The organism is Saccharothrix isguenensis, assembly GCF_052936305.1.
Window position 1 is genome coordinate 2,601,374 of sequence record NZ_CP193626.1, and the last position, 15,771, is coordinate 2,617,144.

At 68.7% G+C, this 15,771-nt stretch carries 11 protein-coding genes, 3 tRNA genes and 1 pseudogene; 8 read left to right on the forward strand and 7 right to left on the reverse strand.

Translation table 11 applies throughout. From position 1 onward, the window contains the following. The first annotated feature begins 699 nt into the window (after positions 1-699). The 5 genes from ACRAKI_RS12450 to ACRAKI_RS12470 all read left to right on the forward strand — a co-directional run bounded on the left by ACRAKI_RS12450 (position 700) and on the right by ACRAKI_RS12470 (position 7,033). Positions 700-2,082 (forward strand): glycoside hydrolase family 43 protein, encoded by a 1,383-nt coding sequence (locus ACRAKI_RS12450; RefSeq protein ID WP_447007225.1) that lies wholly within the window; start codon positions 700-702, stop codon positions 2,080-2,082. Positions 2,083-2,396: 314 nt separating this feature from the next. Next, on the forward strand, positions 2,397-3,662 hold the full coding sequence (locus tag ACRAKI_RS12455) for an extracellular solute-binding protein (protein WP_447007226.1): 1,266 nt from the start codon (positions 2,397-2,399) through the stop codon (positions 3,660-3,662). Continuing rightward, on the forward strand, positions 3,659-4,612 hold the full coding sequence (locus ACRAKI_RS12460) for a carbohydrate ABC transporter permease (RefSeq protein ID WP_447007227.1): 954 nt from the start codon (positions 3,659-3,661) through the stop codon (positions 4,610-4,612). Before ACRAKI_RS12455 ends, ACRAKI_RS12460 begins: the two co-directional genes overlap by 4 nt. Then, on the forward strand, positions 4,609-5,457 hold the full coding sequence (locus ACRAKI_RS12465) for a carbohydrate ABC transporter permease (RefSeq protein WP_447007228.1): 849 nt from the start codon (positions 4,609-4,611) through the stop codon (positions 5,455-5,457). The genes ACRAKI_RS12460 and ACRAKI_RS12465 overlap by 4 nt, the downstream gene beginning before the upstream one ends. Before the next feature lie 25 nt (positions 5,458-5,482). Then, entirely contained in the window at positions 5,483-7,033 is a 1,551-nt protein-coding gene (locus tag ACRAKI_RS12470; RefSeq protein ID WP_447007229.1) for a glycoside hydrolase family 43 protein, read from the forward strand. Between the two features lie 63 nt (positions 7,034-7,096). Here the strand turns inward: ACRAKI_RS12470 and ACRAKI_RS12475 are convergent, their stop codons facing one another. Continuing rightward, complete coding sequence (locus tag ACRAKI_RS12475; RefSeq protein WP_447007230.1) at positions 7,097-8,083, reverse strand: PaaX family transcriptional regulator; 987 nt, start codon at positions 8,081-8,083, stop codon at positions 7,097-7,099. Between the two features lie 296 nt (positions 8,084-8,379). Here ACRAKI_RS12475 and ACRAKI_RS12480 point away from each other — a divergent pair, with 296 nt between their 5' ends. Together ACRAKI_RS12480 and ACRAKI_RS12485 are read left to right on the forward strand one after the other, a co-directional pair. After that, entirely contained in the window at positions 8,380-9,690 is a 1,311-nt protein-coding gene (locus ACRAKI_RS12480) for an extracellular catalytic domain type 1 short-chain-length polyhydroxyalkanoate depolymerase (protein WP_447007231.1), read from the forward strand. 41 nt (positions 9,691-9,731) lie between these two features. Next, the gene (locus ACRAKI_RS12485; RefSeq protein WP_447007232.1) at positions 9,732-11,060 is read left to right on the forward strand and encodes a cellulose binding domain-containing protein; all 1,329 of its coding nucleotides are present in this window, start codon (positions 9,732-9,734) and stop codon (positions 11,058-11,060) included. A gap of 82 nt (positions 11,061-11,142) precedes the next feature. On the opposite strand, the gene ACRAKI_RS12490 is transcribed toward ACRAKI_RS12485, so the two are convergent. Further along, on the reverse strand, positions 11,143-12,126 hold the full coding sequence (locus tag ACRAKI_RS12490) for a carbohydrate-binding protein (protein ID WP_447007233.1): 984 nt from the start codon (positions 12,124-12,126) through the stop codon (positions 11,143-11,145). Positions 12,127-12,211: 85 nt separating this feature from the next. Next, a pseudogene (locus ACRAKI_RS12495) lies at positions 12,212-12,838 on the reverse strand (hypothetical protein); the annotation flags it as partial. Positions 12,839-13,143: 305 nt separating this feature from the next. Between ACRAKI_RS12495 and ACRAKI_RS12500 the strand changes: the two are divergent. Continuing rightward, positions 13,144-14,130, forward strand: coding sequence for a LacI family DNA-binding transcriptional regulator (locus ACRAKI_RS12500; protein WP_447007234.1), 987 nt, complete (start codon positions 13,144-13,146; stop codon positions 14,128-14,130). Between the two features lie 690 nt (positions 14,131-14,820). Here ACRAKI_RS12500 and ACRAKI_RS12505 read toward each other — a convergent pair. From ACRAKI_RS12505 to ACRAKI_RS12520, 4 genes are all read right to left on the reverse strand, one after another. Further along, positions 14,821-14,895: transfer RNA gene (locus tag ACRAKI_RS12505), tRNA-Val, on the reverse strand. Position 14,896: 1 nt separating this feature from the next. Continuing rightward, a tRNA-Cys gene (locus ACRAKI_RS12510) sits at positions 14,897-14,968 on the reverse strand. Between the two features lie 57 nt (positions 14,969-15,025). Continuing rightward, positions 15,026-15,098 (reverse strand) — tRNA-Gly (locus ACRAKI_RS12515). A gap of 144 nt (positions 15,099-15,242) precedes the next feature. After that, positions 15,243-15,668 carry an SsgA family sporulation/cell division regulator gene (locus ACRAKI_RS12520; RefSeq protein ID WP_447007235.1) on the reverse strand — a complete coding sequence of 142 codons (426 nt, stop codon included), beginning with the start codon at positions 15,666-15,668 and terminating at the stop codon, positions 15,243-15,245. Positions 15,669-15,771: the final 103 nt, after the last annotated feature.

Sequence of the window (15,771 nt, forward strand, 5' to 3'; positions counted from 1 at the left end):
CGTATCGAATGATTCATCACGTGTCCTCACGGATCAGCGCACCGCGTGCATCGGCGTCGCGGTGGCAAGGGCCACTGGCCGACGTTCGCTCGATAGTGTGTTAGCGCTAACAAGTATGCGGTTGCGCATCCTCGATGCAATTGCGCTGGCATTGAAGTGCGGTAGTCGTCGCGATGAGCGAGCGTCGTGCCTCTCAGACTGTGAACGATGGCGCACGCCGGGTCAAGACGTTACGAAAATATTTCGTGCAGGTAGAGCGCGGTATCCGGGCCGTGAGGGCTTCCGGGTGGTTCGTGCCAGGCTCTTCGCAACTATGATCAGGTCGAATGTCGTTCGACGGCGAATTCGTCCGCCTTGCTAAAGTTGGCGCAAACATTTAGCTGACCGGAGCGGTGTCTCGGATCGACCTGGCAGCGATCGCGCGCACGTCTGTACCGGTTCTGCGCAATGGGCTGAACGGAGCAATTCAGCCTAGCTAAAGTTAGCGCTCACCATTTTAGCTTTGACGGCGTCATCGGGACGTAGTTACATGGGCTTGGCAATCAAGGCCGCTCCGTTCCCGGCGTGATTTCGCCGCGCGGAGTGCCGCCGTTGGCGCGCTGTCCTGTGGAGTCGCAACGGTCGGGGCGACCGGGAGTTGGACCCGCGCCCGACGGTGACAAGCGTCGATGCGGGTTCCGATGCCTTCCGGAGGTTCTTGTGAAATCGACACCGTTGTCCTCGGCGCTCCCGCGGCGGGTGGGCGCGTTGCTGGTCGCGGTCCTGTGCACCCTGGCCCTCGTACCCCCGATGGCCAAGGCGGACAACCCCGTCGTGCAGCACATCTACACCGCCGACCCGGCGCCGCTGGTCCACAACGGACGCGTGTACCTCTACACGGGGCACGACGAGGACGGTTCGACCTGGTTCACGATGAAGGAGTGGCGGGTCTGGTCCTCCGACGACATGGTGAACTGGACCGATCACGGCTCGCCGATGAACGTGGGGACGTTCGCGTGGGCGAGCAAGGACGCGTGGGCGGGGCAGGCGATCTCCCGCAACGGCAAGTTCTACTGGTACGTGCCCGTGGTCAACCGCGCCACCGGCCGGATGGCGATCGGCGTGGGCGTGGCCGACAGCCCCACCGGCCCGTTCCGCGACGCGATCGGCCGCCCGCTGGTGGAGAACGGCGAGATCGACCCGTCCGTCTTCATCGACGACAACGGCCAAGCGTACCTGTACTGGGGCAACCCGAACCTGTGGTACGTGCGGCTCAACGCCGACATGACGTCCTTCTCGGGCGGTCCCACCCAGATCCCGCTCACCACGGCCGGCTTCGGCTCCCGCACCGGCGACACCAGCCGTCCCACCCTCTACGAGGAAGGGCCGTGGGTCTACAAGCGCAACGGCCTGTACTACAACGTGTTCGCGGCGAAGTGCTGCTCGGAGTTCATCGCCTACTCGACCGCGCCCAGCCCCACCGGGCCGTGGACCTACCGGGGCACGGTCATGCCCATCCAGGGCGGCAGCTTTACCAACCACGCCGGGATCGTCGACTTCAAGGGCAGTTCGTACTTCTTCTACCACAACGGTGCCCTGCCGGGCGGCGGCGGTTTCACCAGGTCCGTCGCGGGGGAGAGGTTCACCTACAACGCCGACGGCACGATCCCGACCATCACCATGACCGCGGGCGGCGCACCGCAGGCGGGCACGCTCAACCCCTTCGTCCGCCAGGAGGCGGAGACGATCGCCTGGGGCTCGGGCATCGAGACCGAACGGTCTTCCGAGGGCGGGATGAACGTGGGCTGGATCGAGAGCGGTGACTACACCAAGGTGAAGGGTGTCGCGTTCGGCTCGGGCGCGAGGACGTTCAGCGCGAGGGTCGCCTCCGGTACCTCCGGCGGCACCGTCGAGGTCCGGCTGGGCAGCCCGAGCGGAGCGGTGGTGGGGCGCTGCGGTGTCTCGGGGACCGGTGGCTGGCAGAACTGGACCACCGTCTCCTGCCCGGTCAGCGGCGCGACCGGCACCCACGACCTCTACCTCCGATTCGCCGGCGGCAGCGGCTACCTGTTCAACCTCAACTGGTGGCAGTTCGCCGCGTAGCGGCGCGCGGTGGTCGCGGTGTCGCCGGCGGGACCGCTCCGCAACCACCGCCTTAGATAGTTCGCGTTCACAAAGTGAGTCGTGAAGGGTTCGCTGAGCGAAGTCTCGCTCGCGGATTCTTGGGATATACCAGTGTTCTTGACGGCTCATGTGACACAGCTTACTGTCGTGAGCGCTAACAATCGGAGTTGAAGCCGAAACTTTCGGCCGCACGGTGCGGCAGGCCCTCGACCCGATTCACGCGATCGCCGACCTGCGGTGGCCAACCGCACGGTGGCGGTGCCGCCTGGTCTCGCACACCTTGGAGAAGCGCTGTGAAACTCCGCTTGCCCCTGCTTCGCGCCGCCGTGGCTCTCGCCCTGCTCACCGCCTGCACTCCCGGCACGGGCGGTGGTGGGGGAGGGGACGGCAAGTCGTTCGAGTTCTGGTCGTTCTCCGCCATCAACCAGAAGCTGACCGTGGACGCCTACAAGGCGAAGCACCCGGACGTCGACATCAAGCTGACCGAGGTGGGCACCTCGACGGAGACCGCCCAGTCGCTGACCACGGCGCTGGCGGGCGGGAAGGTGCCCGACCTGGTGCTGATCCAGGGCGACAACCTGCCGCAGTTCGTCGACCAGCCGCAGAACTTCGTGGACCTGCGGACGTTGGGCGCCGACGACATCGAGGACGACTACCTGGACTGGGTGTGGAAGCAGAGCGTCGCCAAGGACGGTGAGGTGCTGGGGGTGCCCACCGACGTGGGCGGCATGGCCGTGGCGTACCGGACCGACTTGTTCGCCGCGGCCGGACTGCCCACCGACCGGGAGGCCGTGAGCGCGCTGTGGCCGACGTGGGACGCGTTCATCGAGACCGGTAAGCGCTACAAGCAGGCCACCGGCAAGGCGTTCACCGACAACGCGGCGACCAGCGTGTTCTACCAGGCGGTCAACCAGGTCTCGGAGAAGTACCACAGCGCGGACCGCAAGCTGGTCTACGGCACCAATCCGCAGGTGAAGGCTGCCTTCGACCTCGGCATCAAGGCGGCCACCTCCGGGATCACCGCCGGGCAGTCCTCGTTCGAGAGCGCGTGGAGCGCCGGCATGGGCCAGGGCGCGTACGCCGCGGTGTCCGCGCCGTCGTGGATGCTCAACAGCATCCGCAGCACCGCACCCGACACCGAGGGCAAGTGGGACATCGCCAAGATCCCCGGCGGCTCCGGCAACTGGGGAGGCAGCTACCTGGCCATCCCCAAGGGCGCGAAGAACCCCCAGGCCGCCTGGAACTACATCAAGGAGATGCAGTCACCCGAGGGTCAACTGGAGCACTTCACCCGCGTCGGCGCACTGCCCTCCACGCCCTCGGTCTACGAGGACCCCAAGCTCACCGACGGCAAGGATCCGTTCTTCTCCGACGCGCCGACCGGCAAGATCTACACCGACTCGCTGCTGGGCCTCAAGCCGTTCTACATCGGTCCCGACAGCGCCGCCATCGGCCAGGAGTTCCTCGACGCCATCACCAATGTCGAGCAGGGCGGCGGCGACCCGGCCACCGCGTGGGACGACGCGGTGCGCAACATCAAGACCGCCATCGGCGAGTGACGACCGTGACCGCCACGATCACCCCGGCGCCGTCGGCCGCACTGCCGCCGCCTGCCTCTCCCAGGGGCAGAGGGCTCGCCGAGCGCCTGTCGCCGTACGCCTACATCGCCCCGTTCTTCGTGCTCTTCGGGGTGTTCGGGCTGTTCCCCCTCCTGTTCACCTTCTACGTGGCCCTGTTCGACTGGAACCCCATCGGCGACCAGGTGTTCATCGGCGCCGACAACTTCACCCGCATGTTCGCCGACCCGCGGTTCTGGAACGCCGCGGCCAACACGGTGAGCATCTGGGCTCTGTCCACCGTGCCGCAGTTGCTGTTGGCCCTGGTGCTGGCGCACGTGCTCAACCACGCCCGGCTGCGTTTCGCGCTGTTCTTCCGGATGTCGGTGCTGGTCCCCTACGTCACCTCGGTGGCGGCCACCGCGGTCGTGTTCGCGCAGCTGTTCGACCGCGACTACGGGCTGCTCAACTGGGTGCTCGGGCTGGTCGGGATCGAGCCGGTGGACTTCGTCCAGTCCACCTGGGGCAGCCACGTCCTCATCGCCACGATGGTGACCTGGCGGTGGTTCGGCTACACCACGCTGCTCTACCTGGCTTCGCTGCAATCGGTGCCACGGTCGGTGTTCGAGGCCGCGGCCATCGACGGCGCGGGGCCGTGGCAGCGCTTCCGGCACATCACCATCCCGTCGCTGCGACCGGTGATCATCTTCACGGTGGTCACGTCCACCATCGGCGGCCTGCAGATCTTCACCGAGCCGCTGCTGACCGGTTCGGGGCTGACCTGCGGCGCGGTGCGCCAGTGCCAGACGTTGACGTTGTTCCTGTACGAGCAAGGTTTCGGGCAGTTCGAGTTCGGCTACGGCTCGGCGATCGGGGTCGCCCTGTTCGTCATCGTCGTGGCGATCGCCGCGATCAACTACGTGCTGTCCACCCGGATCAAGGCGGACCGATGACGAGCACCGCGACGCGCGGCAGGCACCCCGGCCGGGTCCGTTGGTGGACCTACCTCCTGTTGACCGCGGCCACGGTCGTGTGCCTGTTCCCGCTGTACTGGATGTTCATCGTCGCCACCACGGACACGGCGACCGCGACGGAGATGCCGCCCGAGGTCGTGCCCGGAGGCAACTTCTTCCACCTCGCCGGACTGGTCCTGGACACGGTGCCGTTCGTGCAGTCGCTGCTCAACAGCCTCGCCGTGGCCACCGCGATCGGCGTCGGCCAGGCGGTGCTGTGCTCGTTGGCGGGGTTCGCCTTCGCGAAGTCGCAGTTCCCGGGCCGCAACACCCTGTTCGTGGTCGTCGTGCTCACGATGACGGTGCCCACGCAGCTCTCGGTCATCCCGCAGTACATGATCATGTCCGAGCTGGGCTGGGTCGACACCCTCCAGGCGTTGATCGTGCCCGGCCTGGCGAGCGCGTTCGGGATCTTCTGGATGCGCCAGCACATCTCGGCCACGATCAGCGACGAGCTGATGCAAGCCGCCCGCATCGACGGCGCGAGCACGTGGCAGGTGTTCTGGCGCATCGCGTTCCCGATCGTGCGACCGGCCGCGTTCGTGCTGGGGCTGTTCGGGTTCATCACCGCGTGGAACGACTTCCTGTGGCCGTTCATCGTGCTCAAGTCGCCGGAGCGCTACACCGCCCAGATCGCCATCAAGGCGCTGCAGAACAGCCTCGACGTCGACCTCGGCCTGGCCATGTCCGGATCCTTCCTCGCCACGATCCCGCTGGTCGTGCTGTTCGTGATCGTCGGACGTCGCATGGTCGCGGGCATCCTCGAAGGCGCCTTCAAGGGCTGAGGCCCTCGCAGAACAAAGGGAAACCATGACCTCACCGAAGTCCGAGGCGTTGTTCTACGACAACCCCGTGATCCCCGGGTTCCACCCCGATCCCAGCGTGTGCCGGGTCGGCGAGGACTACTACCTGGTGTGCTCCAGCTTCGAGTACTTCCCGGGGGTGCCGATCTTCCACAGCCGCGACCTGGTGAACTGGCGGCAGGTCGGCAACGTGCTCGACCGCCCTTCGCAACTGCCGCTGCCGGCCGACGCGATGGCGTCCGACGGCATCTACGCACCCACGATCCGGCACCACGACGGCCGGTTCTGGATGATCACCACGAACGTCTCGCACGGCGGCAACTTCACCGTCACCGCCGAGCGGCCCGAAGGCCCCTGGTCGGACCCGGTGTGGCTCGACCTGCCCGGCATCGACCCCGACCTGGTCTGGGACGACGACGGCAACTGCTGGTGCGCCTTCGCCGGCGCCCACGGGCCCACCTTCAACGGCGTGCAGGTCGCCCGCGTCGACCCCGAGGCCGGGAAGGTGCTGGAGGGACCGTTCCCCGCCTGGGCCGGGACCGGGTTGCAGTGGCCGGAGGCGCCTCACCTGTACCGGGTCGGGGAGTGGTGGTACCTGCTCATCGCCGAGGGCGGCACCGAACGCGGCCACACCGTGGCCATGGCACGCGCCCGATCACCGCGCGGTCCGTGGGAGCCGGCACCCGCCAACCCGGTCCTGTCTCACCGGAGCACGAGCCACCCGATCCAGAGCACCGGCCACGCCGACCTCGTCACCACGCCGGACGGGGAGTGGTGGATGGTCCTGCTGGCCACCCGCCCGGTCGGGTACAGCCCCAAGTTCCACGTCCTGGGCCGGGAGACGTTCCTGACCCCCGTGCGGTGGGAGGACGGCTGGCCGCGCGTCGGTCCCGTGAACCTGCGGGAACAGGCGCCGGGCGGTGCGCGACCCCCGGAGGCGGCACCGCAGCGGGACGACTTCGACGCACCCGGGCTCGCACCGCAGTGGATCTCGCCGCGGTCGCGCCCGGACGGTTCCTGGTCGCTGGCCGAGCGTCCGGGGTGGCTCGCCCTGCACGCCACCGGCTCCACGCTGGACCGGCCGGGCCACACCTTCGTCGGCCGGCGCCAGCAGCACGCCGAGAGCCGGACCGCGGTGCTCCTGGACCCCGCCGCCGGTCGCGCCGGCCTGTCGGTGCGCCTGGACGAGGGGCACCACTACGACTTGGAGGTGGCTGACGGGCAGGCCGGCGTCATCGCCCGCATCGGCCCCCTGCGCCAGGTCGTGGCCACGCGTCCCGTGGTCCCGGGCCCGGTGACCCTCGTGATCACCACCCGCTCGGCCCGGAAGTGGTCCGAGGGGGAGGAGAAGCGGTCCGGCCTGCACGTCGCCGCGCCCGACTACGTCGCGTTCCACGTCGGCGAGGACCCGGAGCCGCTGGCCGAACTGGATGGCAGGTACCTGTCCACGGAGGTGGCCACCGGCTTCACCGGTCGGGTGATCGGCATGTACGCCACCGAGGGCACCGCCTGGTTCGACTGGTTCGACCACAGCCCGCTCGACGCCGCACGACCCTGACCGCCGGCTCGGTCCGGGCACCGCGGAGGTGGCCGGGCCGACCGGACGTCCAGCACCGGACGATCACCGGTGTGCCGTGCCAGGCTCGGCCAGGGGCTCCCACGCGCCGTGCAAGCCGACGAGCATCTCCGCCACGGTGTGGGCCTGCACGTCGGTGGGCGGGTCGGTGGTGAACCGGCCCACGACGGCCCGCACGTGGCCCTGGGCGGGGCCGGCGAGGCCGTCGTAGACGGCGGTGAACAAGTCCCGGGCGGGCTCGCGCGGCCAGCCCGGCGGCAGCAGTACCAGGGGCAGGCGTGGATCGAGGATGGGCAGGCGTCGGTAGGTGTCCATGACCTCGGTGCGGGCGCGGACCGCTTCGATCCCGGTGATCCGGGAGGCGCGGATGTCGGGCAGCAGCGGGCGCCAGCGCCGGATGAAGGCCTCGTAGTGGTGGGTGATGGCGGTCGTGTCCCAGGCGTCGAGAGGGTTGCGGCCGGTCGAGTCGCCGAGCTCAACGTGGCGGGCGCGGAAGACCGTCATGGCGCCTGAGGCGAGCTCGGCCAGCTGCGCCGTGGTCTTGTCGGTGAGGTCGTGCGGCGAGATCCAGAGGCCGTCGTAGAGGGGCGCGCAGCCGAACCAGCGCAGCCGGCTGCGCAGCTCGCGCCGTTGCACGACCTCGTCCTGCGGCAGCGAGAAGGCGATCAACGTCCACCGGTGGTCCCAGGGCTCGTCGGCGGCGGTCGCGGCGACGATGGACCGGCCTCCGGCGGCCAGGTTGAGCGCGGCGGCCGGGGTGAGCCGGTAGGAGCTGTTGCGGCCCTGCTTGCTGCCTTCGAGGACACCACGGCGGGAGAGCCTGCTGATGGTGGTGCGCGCTCCGGCGTGGCTGACACCCGCCTCGGCGAGCAGCGCCACGATCGCCGCCGAAGGCAGCCGGGCGCCGGTCCGCAGGGTGTAGTCGGCCAGCAGGGTCACGGTCAGGCCCTGCGGTGAGTTGCCGGACTGCCGCCGGGGGAGCCGGACGGCATCGTCCGGAAAGATCTCCTCGATGTCGTACGGGCTGGTCACGGCGGCTCCGGCGGTGGCTCGGACAGGTCGTCGCCACCGACCCTAATCGGGCGTGATCCCGCCGCACGGCCACGCCGACCGGTCGAGATGGTCGATTGACAGTTTCTTGGCCGGGCGGCACTCTAAGTGTCACACGATGGGCGGGGTCCGATCAGCCGGGACCGTGCGCTCGACCGCACCGGCTGGTCAACCGCAGGACACGTCCACGCGTGGATCTCCCTTCGCCGCACCGCGGGTCGTACCGGCCTGCCGCCAGTCCCCTGTCCGGCCGTGCGCGACACAAAGGAGTCAAGCGCATGAAGGTCAAACCGAGTCTGCTACTCGCCGCGGCGACGTCACTGGTCGTGGCCGGTCTCGTCTCCGTCGCGTCCACGCCCGCGTCCGCGGCGTCGTTGACCGAGGTCACCAACTTCGGGTCCAACCCCGGTGGGATGCGGATGCACGTCTACGTGCCCGATGCCCGCCCGGCCAACCCCGCGATCGTGGTGGCCATGCACGGCTGCGGCGGCTCCGGCCCGGGCTTCTACTCGGGCAGCGAGTTCGCCTCGCTGGCCGACCGGCACGGGTTCGTCGTCATCTACCCCAGTGCGGAGCAGCAGGCCGGGTTCGGCAAGTGCTTCGACACGTGGTCCGACGCGGCCAAGCGCCGCGGCGGCGGCAGCGACCCGGTGTCGATCGTGTCGATGGTGAACCACGTGCAGCAGCGCTACGGCGGCGACCCGAACCGGGTCCACGCCACCGGATCGTCGTCCGGCGGGATGATGACCCAGCACATGCTCGCCCTGTACCCGGACGTGTTCAAGGCCGGCGCGTCGTTCATGGGCGTGCCCTTCAACTGCTTCGCCAACGCCGCCGACTTCCCGCCCGGCAACAGCAAGTGCACGGGTGGCGGGGGAGCGAACCGCACCCCGCAGCAGTGGGGCGACTCGGTGCGCCAGGCGTACCCCGGCTACACCGGCACCCGGCCTCGCGTGCAGCTCTGGCACGGCAGCAACGACACCCTCGTGCCGTACTCGCTGCTCCAGGAGAGCATCGAGCAGTGGACCGACGTGTTCGGGCTGAGCCAGACGCCGACCTCCACCGACACCCCGCAGACCAACTGGAACCGCCGCCGCTACAACGACTCCTCCGGCACCACCCGGGTCGAGGCGTACGGCATCCAGGGCGCCGGACACAGCCTGCCCGCCGGCGGCATGGCCGCCCAGGCCATCGCGTTCTTCGGCCTGGACCGACCCGGTGACCCGACCACCACGACCACGACCACGACGACCACCACGCCGGGCCGCTCGGGCTCGTGCCGCGTCACCAGCACCGTCAACGCCTGGAGTTCCGGCCTCACGGAGAACCTCACGATCACCAACACCGGCACCACCGCGGTCAACGGGTGGTCGTTGGTCTTCACCCTGCCGAGCGGGCAGACCATCACCTCCGGCTGGAGCGCCACCTACTCGCCCGCCTCGGGGCAGGTCACCGCGCGCAACGTCGCCTACAACCCCGTGATCGCGCCCAACGCCTCGATCGGCATCGGATTCCAGGCGACCCACAACGGCAACACCGCCAAGCCGGCTGCCTACACCCTCAACGGCACGCCATGTTCCACCTCGTGAACGGCAGCGGACCCCGACCCGACAACAAGAGGAGTCGTGTGATGGCGAAGCGCAGGTCGATCCTGGGTTCGGTCGCGGCGACGGCGTTCCTCGTCGCGGCCTCCGTCGGCACGGTGCTGAGCGGCGACTTCGGTGAGCGGGCCTCCGGCGCAGAGGTCGCCGCCGCGGCGGCGACCGCGGGCTGCGGGAAGGCGCCGTCCCTCCGCAGCGGCACGATCACGATCCAGAGCAGCGGCAAGTCCCGCAGCTACATCCTGCGGGTCCCGGACAACTACGACGTGAACCGCCCGTACCGGGTGGTCTTCGGCTTCCACTGGCTGAACGGCTCGGCCACCGACGTCGCCACCGGCCGGACCGTGCAGACGGACGTCTGGGCCTACTACGGGCTTCAACGCCTGGCCGGCAACAGCACCATCTTCGTCGCGCCCCAAGGTCTGAACAACGGGTGGGCCAACTCCGGCGGCGAGGACATCACGCTCGTCGACGATATCAACCGGCAACTCGACGCCGGCCTCTGCGTCGACACCACGCAGCGCTTCGCCCTGGGCTTCAGCTACGGCGCGGCCATGAGCTACGCCGTCGCCTGCGCCCGGCCGGACGTCTTCCGCGCGGTCGCGGTCTACGCCGTGGGCCAGCTCAGCGGGTGCAGCGGCGGCACCCAACCCATCGCCTACTTCGCGGCGCACGGCCTCCGGGACAGCGTCCTCGGCATCGCGGGCGGCCGGTCGATGCGCGACCGCTTCGTCCGCAACAACGGCTGCACGGCCCAGAGCCCGCGTGAACCGTCGCAGGGCAGCCTGACCCACGTGACCACGACGTACTCGGGGTGCCGCGAGGGCTACCCGGTGGTGTGGGCGGCGTTCGACGAGGGGCACATCGCCGCCCCGCAGGACGGCGCCCCCGGCGACAGCGGCTCCCGGACCTGGCTGCCGGCCGAGACGTGGCGGTTCTTCACCCAGTTCCAGAGCGGCCCGACGACCACGACCACAACGTCCACGACCACCACCACGACCACGACCACGACCACGACCACGACGAGTCAGCCGGAACCCGGCGCGTGCCGGGTCACCAACACCACCAACGCCTGGAACACCGGCCTGACCGCCGACATCACCATCACCAACACCGGGACCACCGCCGTCACCGGCTGGACCCTGACCTTCACCCTCGCGCCGGGCCAGACCATCACCTCCGGCTGGAACGCCACCTACTCGCCCACGTCCGGGCAGGTGTCCGCGCGCAACGTCTCGTACAACGCCACCATCGCGCCCGGCGCGTCGGTGGGCATCGGGTTCCAGGCCACCCACACCGGCAACACCGGCAAACCCACTGCCTACACCCTCGGCAACGCCACCTGCACGATCGCCTGACCACGACGGGTCTGGGCGACCCGATCACGACCCGTCACACGACGAGGCGGCCCGGAACTCCCGGGCCGCCTCGTTCATGCGTTCACGCGGTCAACGACAGGCGCGTGCGCTCGTACGGTGCGGTGAGGACGACCGACACCTCCTGCCCGTCCACAGTGGCGGTCGCCTTGACGGTCGCCGCCCCCGCGTCCACGCTCGCCCGCCGGGAGTTGAACGGGTGGAACCGGGTCCTGCCCGGCTCGACGTCGTCGAACGACCTGGCACCGTACGGCGTTTCGACCACGACGTCGACCGGCACGGACTCGTTGTCGGCCACGTGCACGGTGAGCTTGACGTTCGGGCCGGCGCACCAGGTGTTCACCCGGGCCGAGACCATCAACGACGGCTTGGCGAACCGCCAGCTGTCGACCTCGACCAGGTCCTTGCCATCGGGTCCGACGAACGTGAAGTACACGTCGTGCACACCCGGGACACCGTCGAGCCCGGTCCCGACCTCGGTCCACTCGCCGACCGCCGACTCGACCGGGATGGTGGCGACGACCGGTCCCGTGCGGCCGTCCAAACGGACCTGGACGCTCGTGCCCGCCGTGAGCGGCTTGACGCGCGCCGACACACCGCTGGCCCGGCGCCGAAGTCCACCGACGACAGCGACGTCCAGTCGCCGTTGTCGACGTCGTGCAGGACCAGGTCCGGCACGACGTTCGGCGCGGTGAGCCGCTTGGTGGCCAGTCCCTGCTGCCAGGCGATGGTCTCCGCCTCGATCACCCGGTAGGGGTGCCAGGTGGCGGATCTGCTCGACGCCGTCGAAGGTGCCGAGGACCTCCTGCACGGTGCCGTCGGGGTTGAACTCCAGCTTCGCGATGTGCGGGCTGCGGAACCCCTGCGTCGCGCCGCCGGTGGTGCGGCGGTTGAGCGTCTGGGCGTGGTAGGTGAAGTAGTGCTCGCCGTCGAGCTCGAAGACCGACTGGTGGTTGTTGCCGCCGGCGCCGAAGTAGACACCCGGGTTCTTGAAGATGGCGCCCGCGTAGGTCTCCGGGGTCCACGGCCCCATCGGGCTGTCGGCCATGAGGTAGGTGATCGCGCCGGTCGGCGGGCCGTTGGGGTCGATCGGGCCGCCGAACCCGAAGTTGGACGAGTACGAGTAGTAGTAACTTGCCCCCGCGCTTGAAGACGTGACCCGCCTCGAATATCAGCGGCGCGTCGATGGTCTCGGCCGCTCCCTCGGTGCTGATCATGTCGTCGCCCAGCTTGATGACACGGGTCGACTTGGGGTGGTTGGTGTTCTCGTAGGAGTTGGAGCCGTCGTTGTCCCCGCCACCGAAGCAGAGGTAGGCCTGACCGTCCTCGTCGACGAACGCGCCCGGGTCGAACAGCCAGTTGCGGCCGTCCGAGGCGCCGGGGATCTGGCTGGTGACGAGCAGGCTGCCGCGCTCGTCGCGCCAGGGTCTCAGCGGCGAGTCGCCGGGGACGACTCCCGACGCCGTTGTAGTGGAGAACGTGGGGCGGAGCCGGTGCGTGGCGACAACGCCGCCCGGCCTGAAGGTCTTTACTGCGGAGGCAACTCGAGAAGTGGCATGACGTTCCTTCGAGAGGACGCGACAGGAAATGTTATCGCTAACATCATTTCCGCGTCTGTCAAGTTGGGATCGATCAGCAGTGGCAACGGCGTGCCGCGAGATAGTGTTAGCGATAACACAAGAAAGGGTCAAGACTGTGCCGGTCGTCGGCGCGCACGAAACATTTGCGGACGGCTTACCCGCGCTCTGCGGCGCAGGCACCGGTCGGAGCTAAAAATCGGACCCGAATATTTAGCATTCCCGCGCGTTGACCGGTCCGCTGGAATATGGCTACATTGACTCGCTGATCATCGTCGATCGGCCGCAATGTCGACTGCTCGGCGCCAATCCCGATGAACGTGGTCGCTTCGTCGTGCCCGTCCCGACCACCGACCCGTGCCCGGCGTGCTGCGGCGGTCAACGGCTGCCCGTGTCCGGTCCTGCGGCACCCCGCAGTCGATCGACCTCGTGGCCGGTTCCGCGCAGATGGGACATTAGTGGGGAACAGGACATCCGGTGCGCCCGCCATGGCCGACGTCGCCCGGCTCGCCGGGGTTTCGCACCAAACGGTGTCGCGGGTGCTCAACGGGCACCCGTACGTCCAGGAGCAGACGCGCTTGCGGGTCCAGGCGGCGATCGAGGAGCTCGGCTACCGCCCGAACCACGCCGCCCGCGCTCTGGTGACGGGCCGCTCGCGGCTGATCGGGGTGGTGGCTCAGAACACGACCCTGTGCGGACCCGTCTCGTTGCTGGCGGCGTTCGAGCAGGTGGCGGTGGAGTCCGGGTTCGTGGTGACCTCGCACCGGGTCAACGTGCTGGACCGCGAGTCGATCACCACGGCCCTGGAGCGGCACCGCGACCAGCAGGTGGCGGGGATCGTCGTCATCGCGCCGACCGCGTCGGCCCACGACGCGGTGGACACCGTGTCCGCCGGCGTGCCGCTGGTGATGGTCGACGGCGATGCCGAGCGCTCGACCCCACTGGTGACCGTGGACCAGGCGGCGGGCGCGTTCGCCGCCACGTCCCACCTCCTGCAGGCGGGTCACCGCACGGTGTGGCACGTCTCGGGCCCGCCGGACTGGTTCGACAGCGCCGGTCGGATCGAGGGCTGGCGGTCGGCACTGGAGGCCGTGGCGGCCGAGGTGCCGCCGATCATGTCCGCCGACTGGAGCGCCGCTTCCGGGTACCGGGCGGGTCAGGTGTTGGCGCGGATGCCCGAGGTCACGGCGATCTTCGCGGCCAACGACCACCTGGCGCTCGGCATCCTCCGGGCGATGAGCGAGCGCGGCAGACGGGTTCCCCACGACGTGAGCGTGGTCGGCTTCGACGACGTGCCCGAGGCCGCGTACTTCACCCCACCGCTGACCACGATCCGGCCGGACTTCGCCGCGGTCGCCCGTGACGCGCTGGATTTGCTGATCAACCAAATCGAAGGGCGAGCGGTCGACGAGGTCCGGCGCACGTCCACCCCGACGCTCGTGCCGAGGGACAGCGTCCGACCGCCGTCGACCTAGGGTCCGTCGACCGCGGCGCTCGACGTCGGGCGGGTGGTGACGCCGATGATGTGCAGATGTCTGGTGTCGTGTTCGAGGAACACCAGGGCGTAGAGGCGTTTGCCGAGCACGGTGTCGAGGTGGAGGAAGTCGGCCGCGATGATCCCTGGGCCTGGGCGGTGAGAAATTCTCGCCGGGTCGGACCGCACCGGCGTGGTGCCGGGTCGATGTCCGTGTCGTGCAGCATCCGCCAGATGGTCGAGTGGGCGATGCGATGGCCGAGGCGGGCCAGTTCGCCCTGTATCCGGCGGTGGCCCCAGCGGGGGTTCTCCCTGTCGAGGCGCTGCCGCCACCGCCGACGATCCACCAGCCCGGCGAGGGCGGCGAACCAGAACCGATCGGCGGGCTCGTATCGGACCGGACCCGCGAGCTGCCGGCGCAGGACCGCGTCCTCGTGCCGCAGCACGAGCAGTTCGGCGTCCTTCAGCATCTCGCTGCGCAGCAGCATCGACGGCACGGGGGCCTTGTACAGCAGGGACACGATCATCCGGACATGGTCTCAAGACGGTGCAGCCCTCGCCCAACCAGCGACGATGACTTTTCGAGCAGTCGACGATCACATCAGATGGTGTGCTCCCAAAATGCTCCCACGACAGCAGAACAGCCTGCCGGTGAAGATCACCGACAGGCTGTCTGACCTGCGTATATCACTGGTGGACGATACTGGGATTGAACCAGTGACCCCTACCGTGTCAAGGTAGTGCTCTCCCGCTGAGCTAATCGTCCGAGGCGGAGACGGGAATCGAACCCGTGTACAGGGCTTTGCAGGCCCTTGCCTAAGCCACTCGGCCACTCCGCCATGATTCCCGAAGGCTAGCACTCAGGAGTCTGGCCTGAGCCCAAGGGCCCTCTGCCGAGCGGATGACGAGACTCGAACTCGCGACCCTCACCTTGGCAAGGTGATGCGCTACCAACTGCGCTACATCCGCATGCTCCGTGGATTTCCTGGAACTTTTCCCTTTTGGGGCTGTCGTTCCCGTCTTCCCCGGTGCGAGAGGAACTTTATTACATGCACCGCGGCGGGATCAAATCGGGGGTCCCTTGATCCCCTGGCGAGCCGCCTACCTGCGCTTTTACGTCAGGTCGTTGGAGATGAGGTGGGTCAGGGCCTCGTCCACGTCGACCCACAGGTGCTCGTTGCCGGGCACCACGACGTCGTACGTCCGGTCGAGGAAGTCGGCCAGTTCCTGCGCCGAGGCCTCGAACATGGCGTGGCCGGAGGGCGAGCTGAGTTCGATCACCACGACCTCGGGGTCGTCGGCGGCCGGGCGGATCCGGACGTCGCCGTCGCCCGCGTCGGCGATCAGGCCGTCGGCGAGAAGGTCGCGGGCGTACACCCACTCCACCCAACCGGCACGTCCGGTTCGGAACGCGGCGACTACCGCGTACGGATCTTTCGTGTCATAGCGAAGCTCCACCTGTACCGGGACGGCGGGGGACCTCGGTGCCAGCAGGTCGAACACCGCTGTTGAGCGGAGTGTCACGTGGTCGTTGCGCATCGTCGTTACCCTCTTCTCCCTTCCCGGCCAATGGAACGACCGAGCTCTCTACTTGTGACGGATATGTGGTGCGAAACGCTCGACATCAGGTGGTTTATCACCC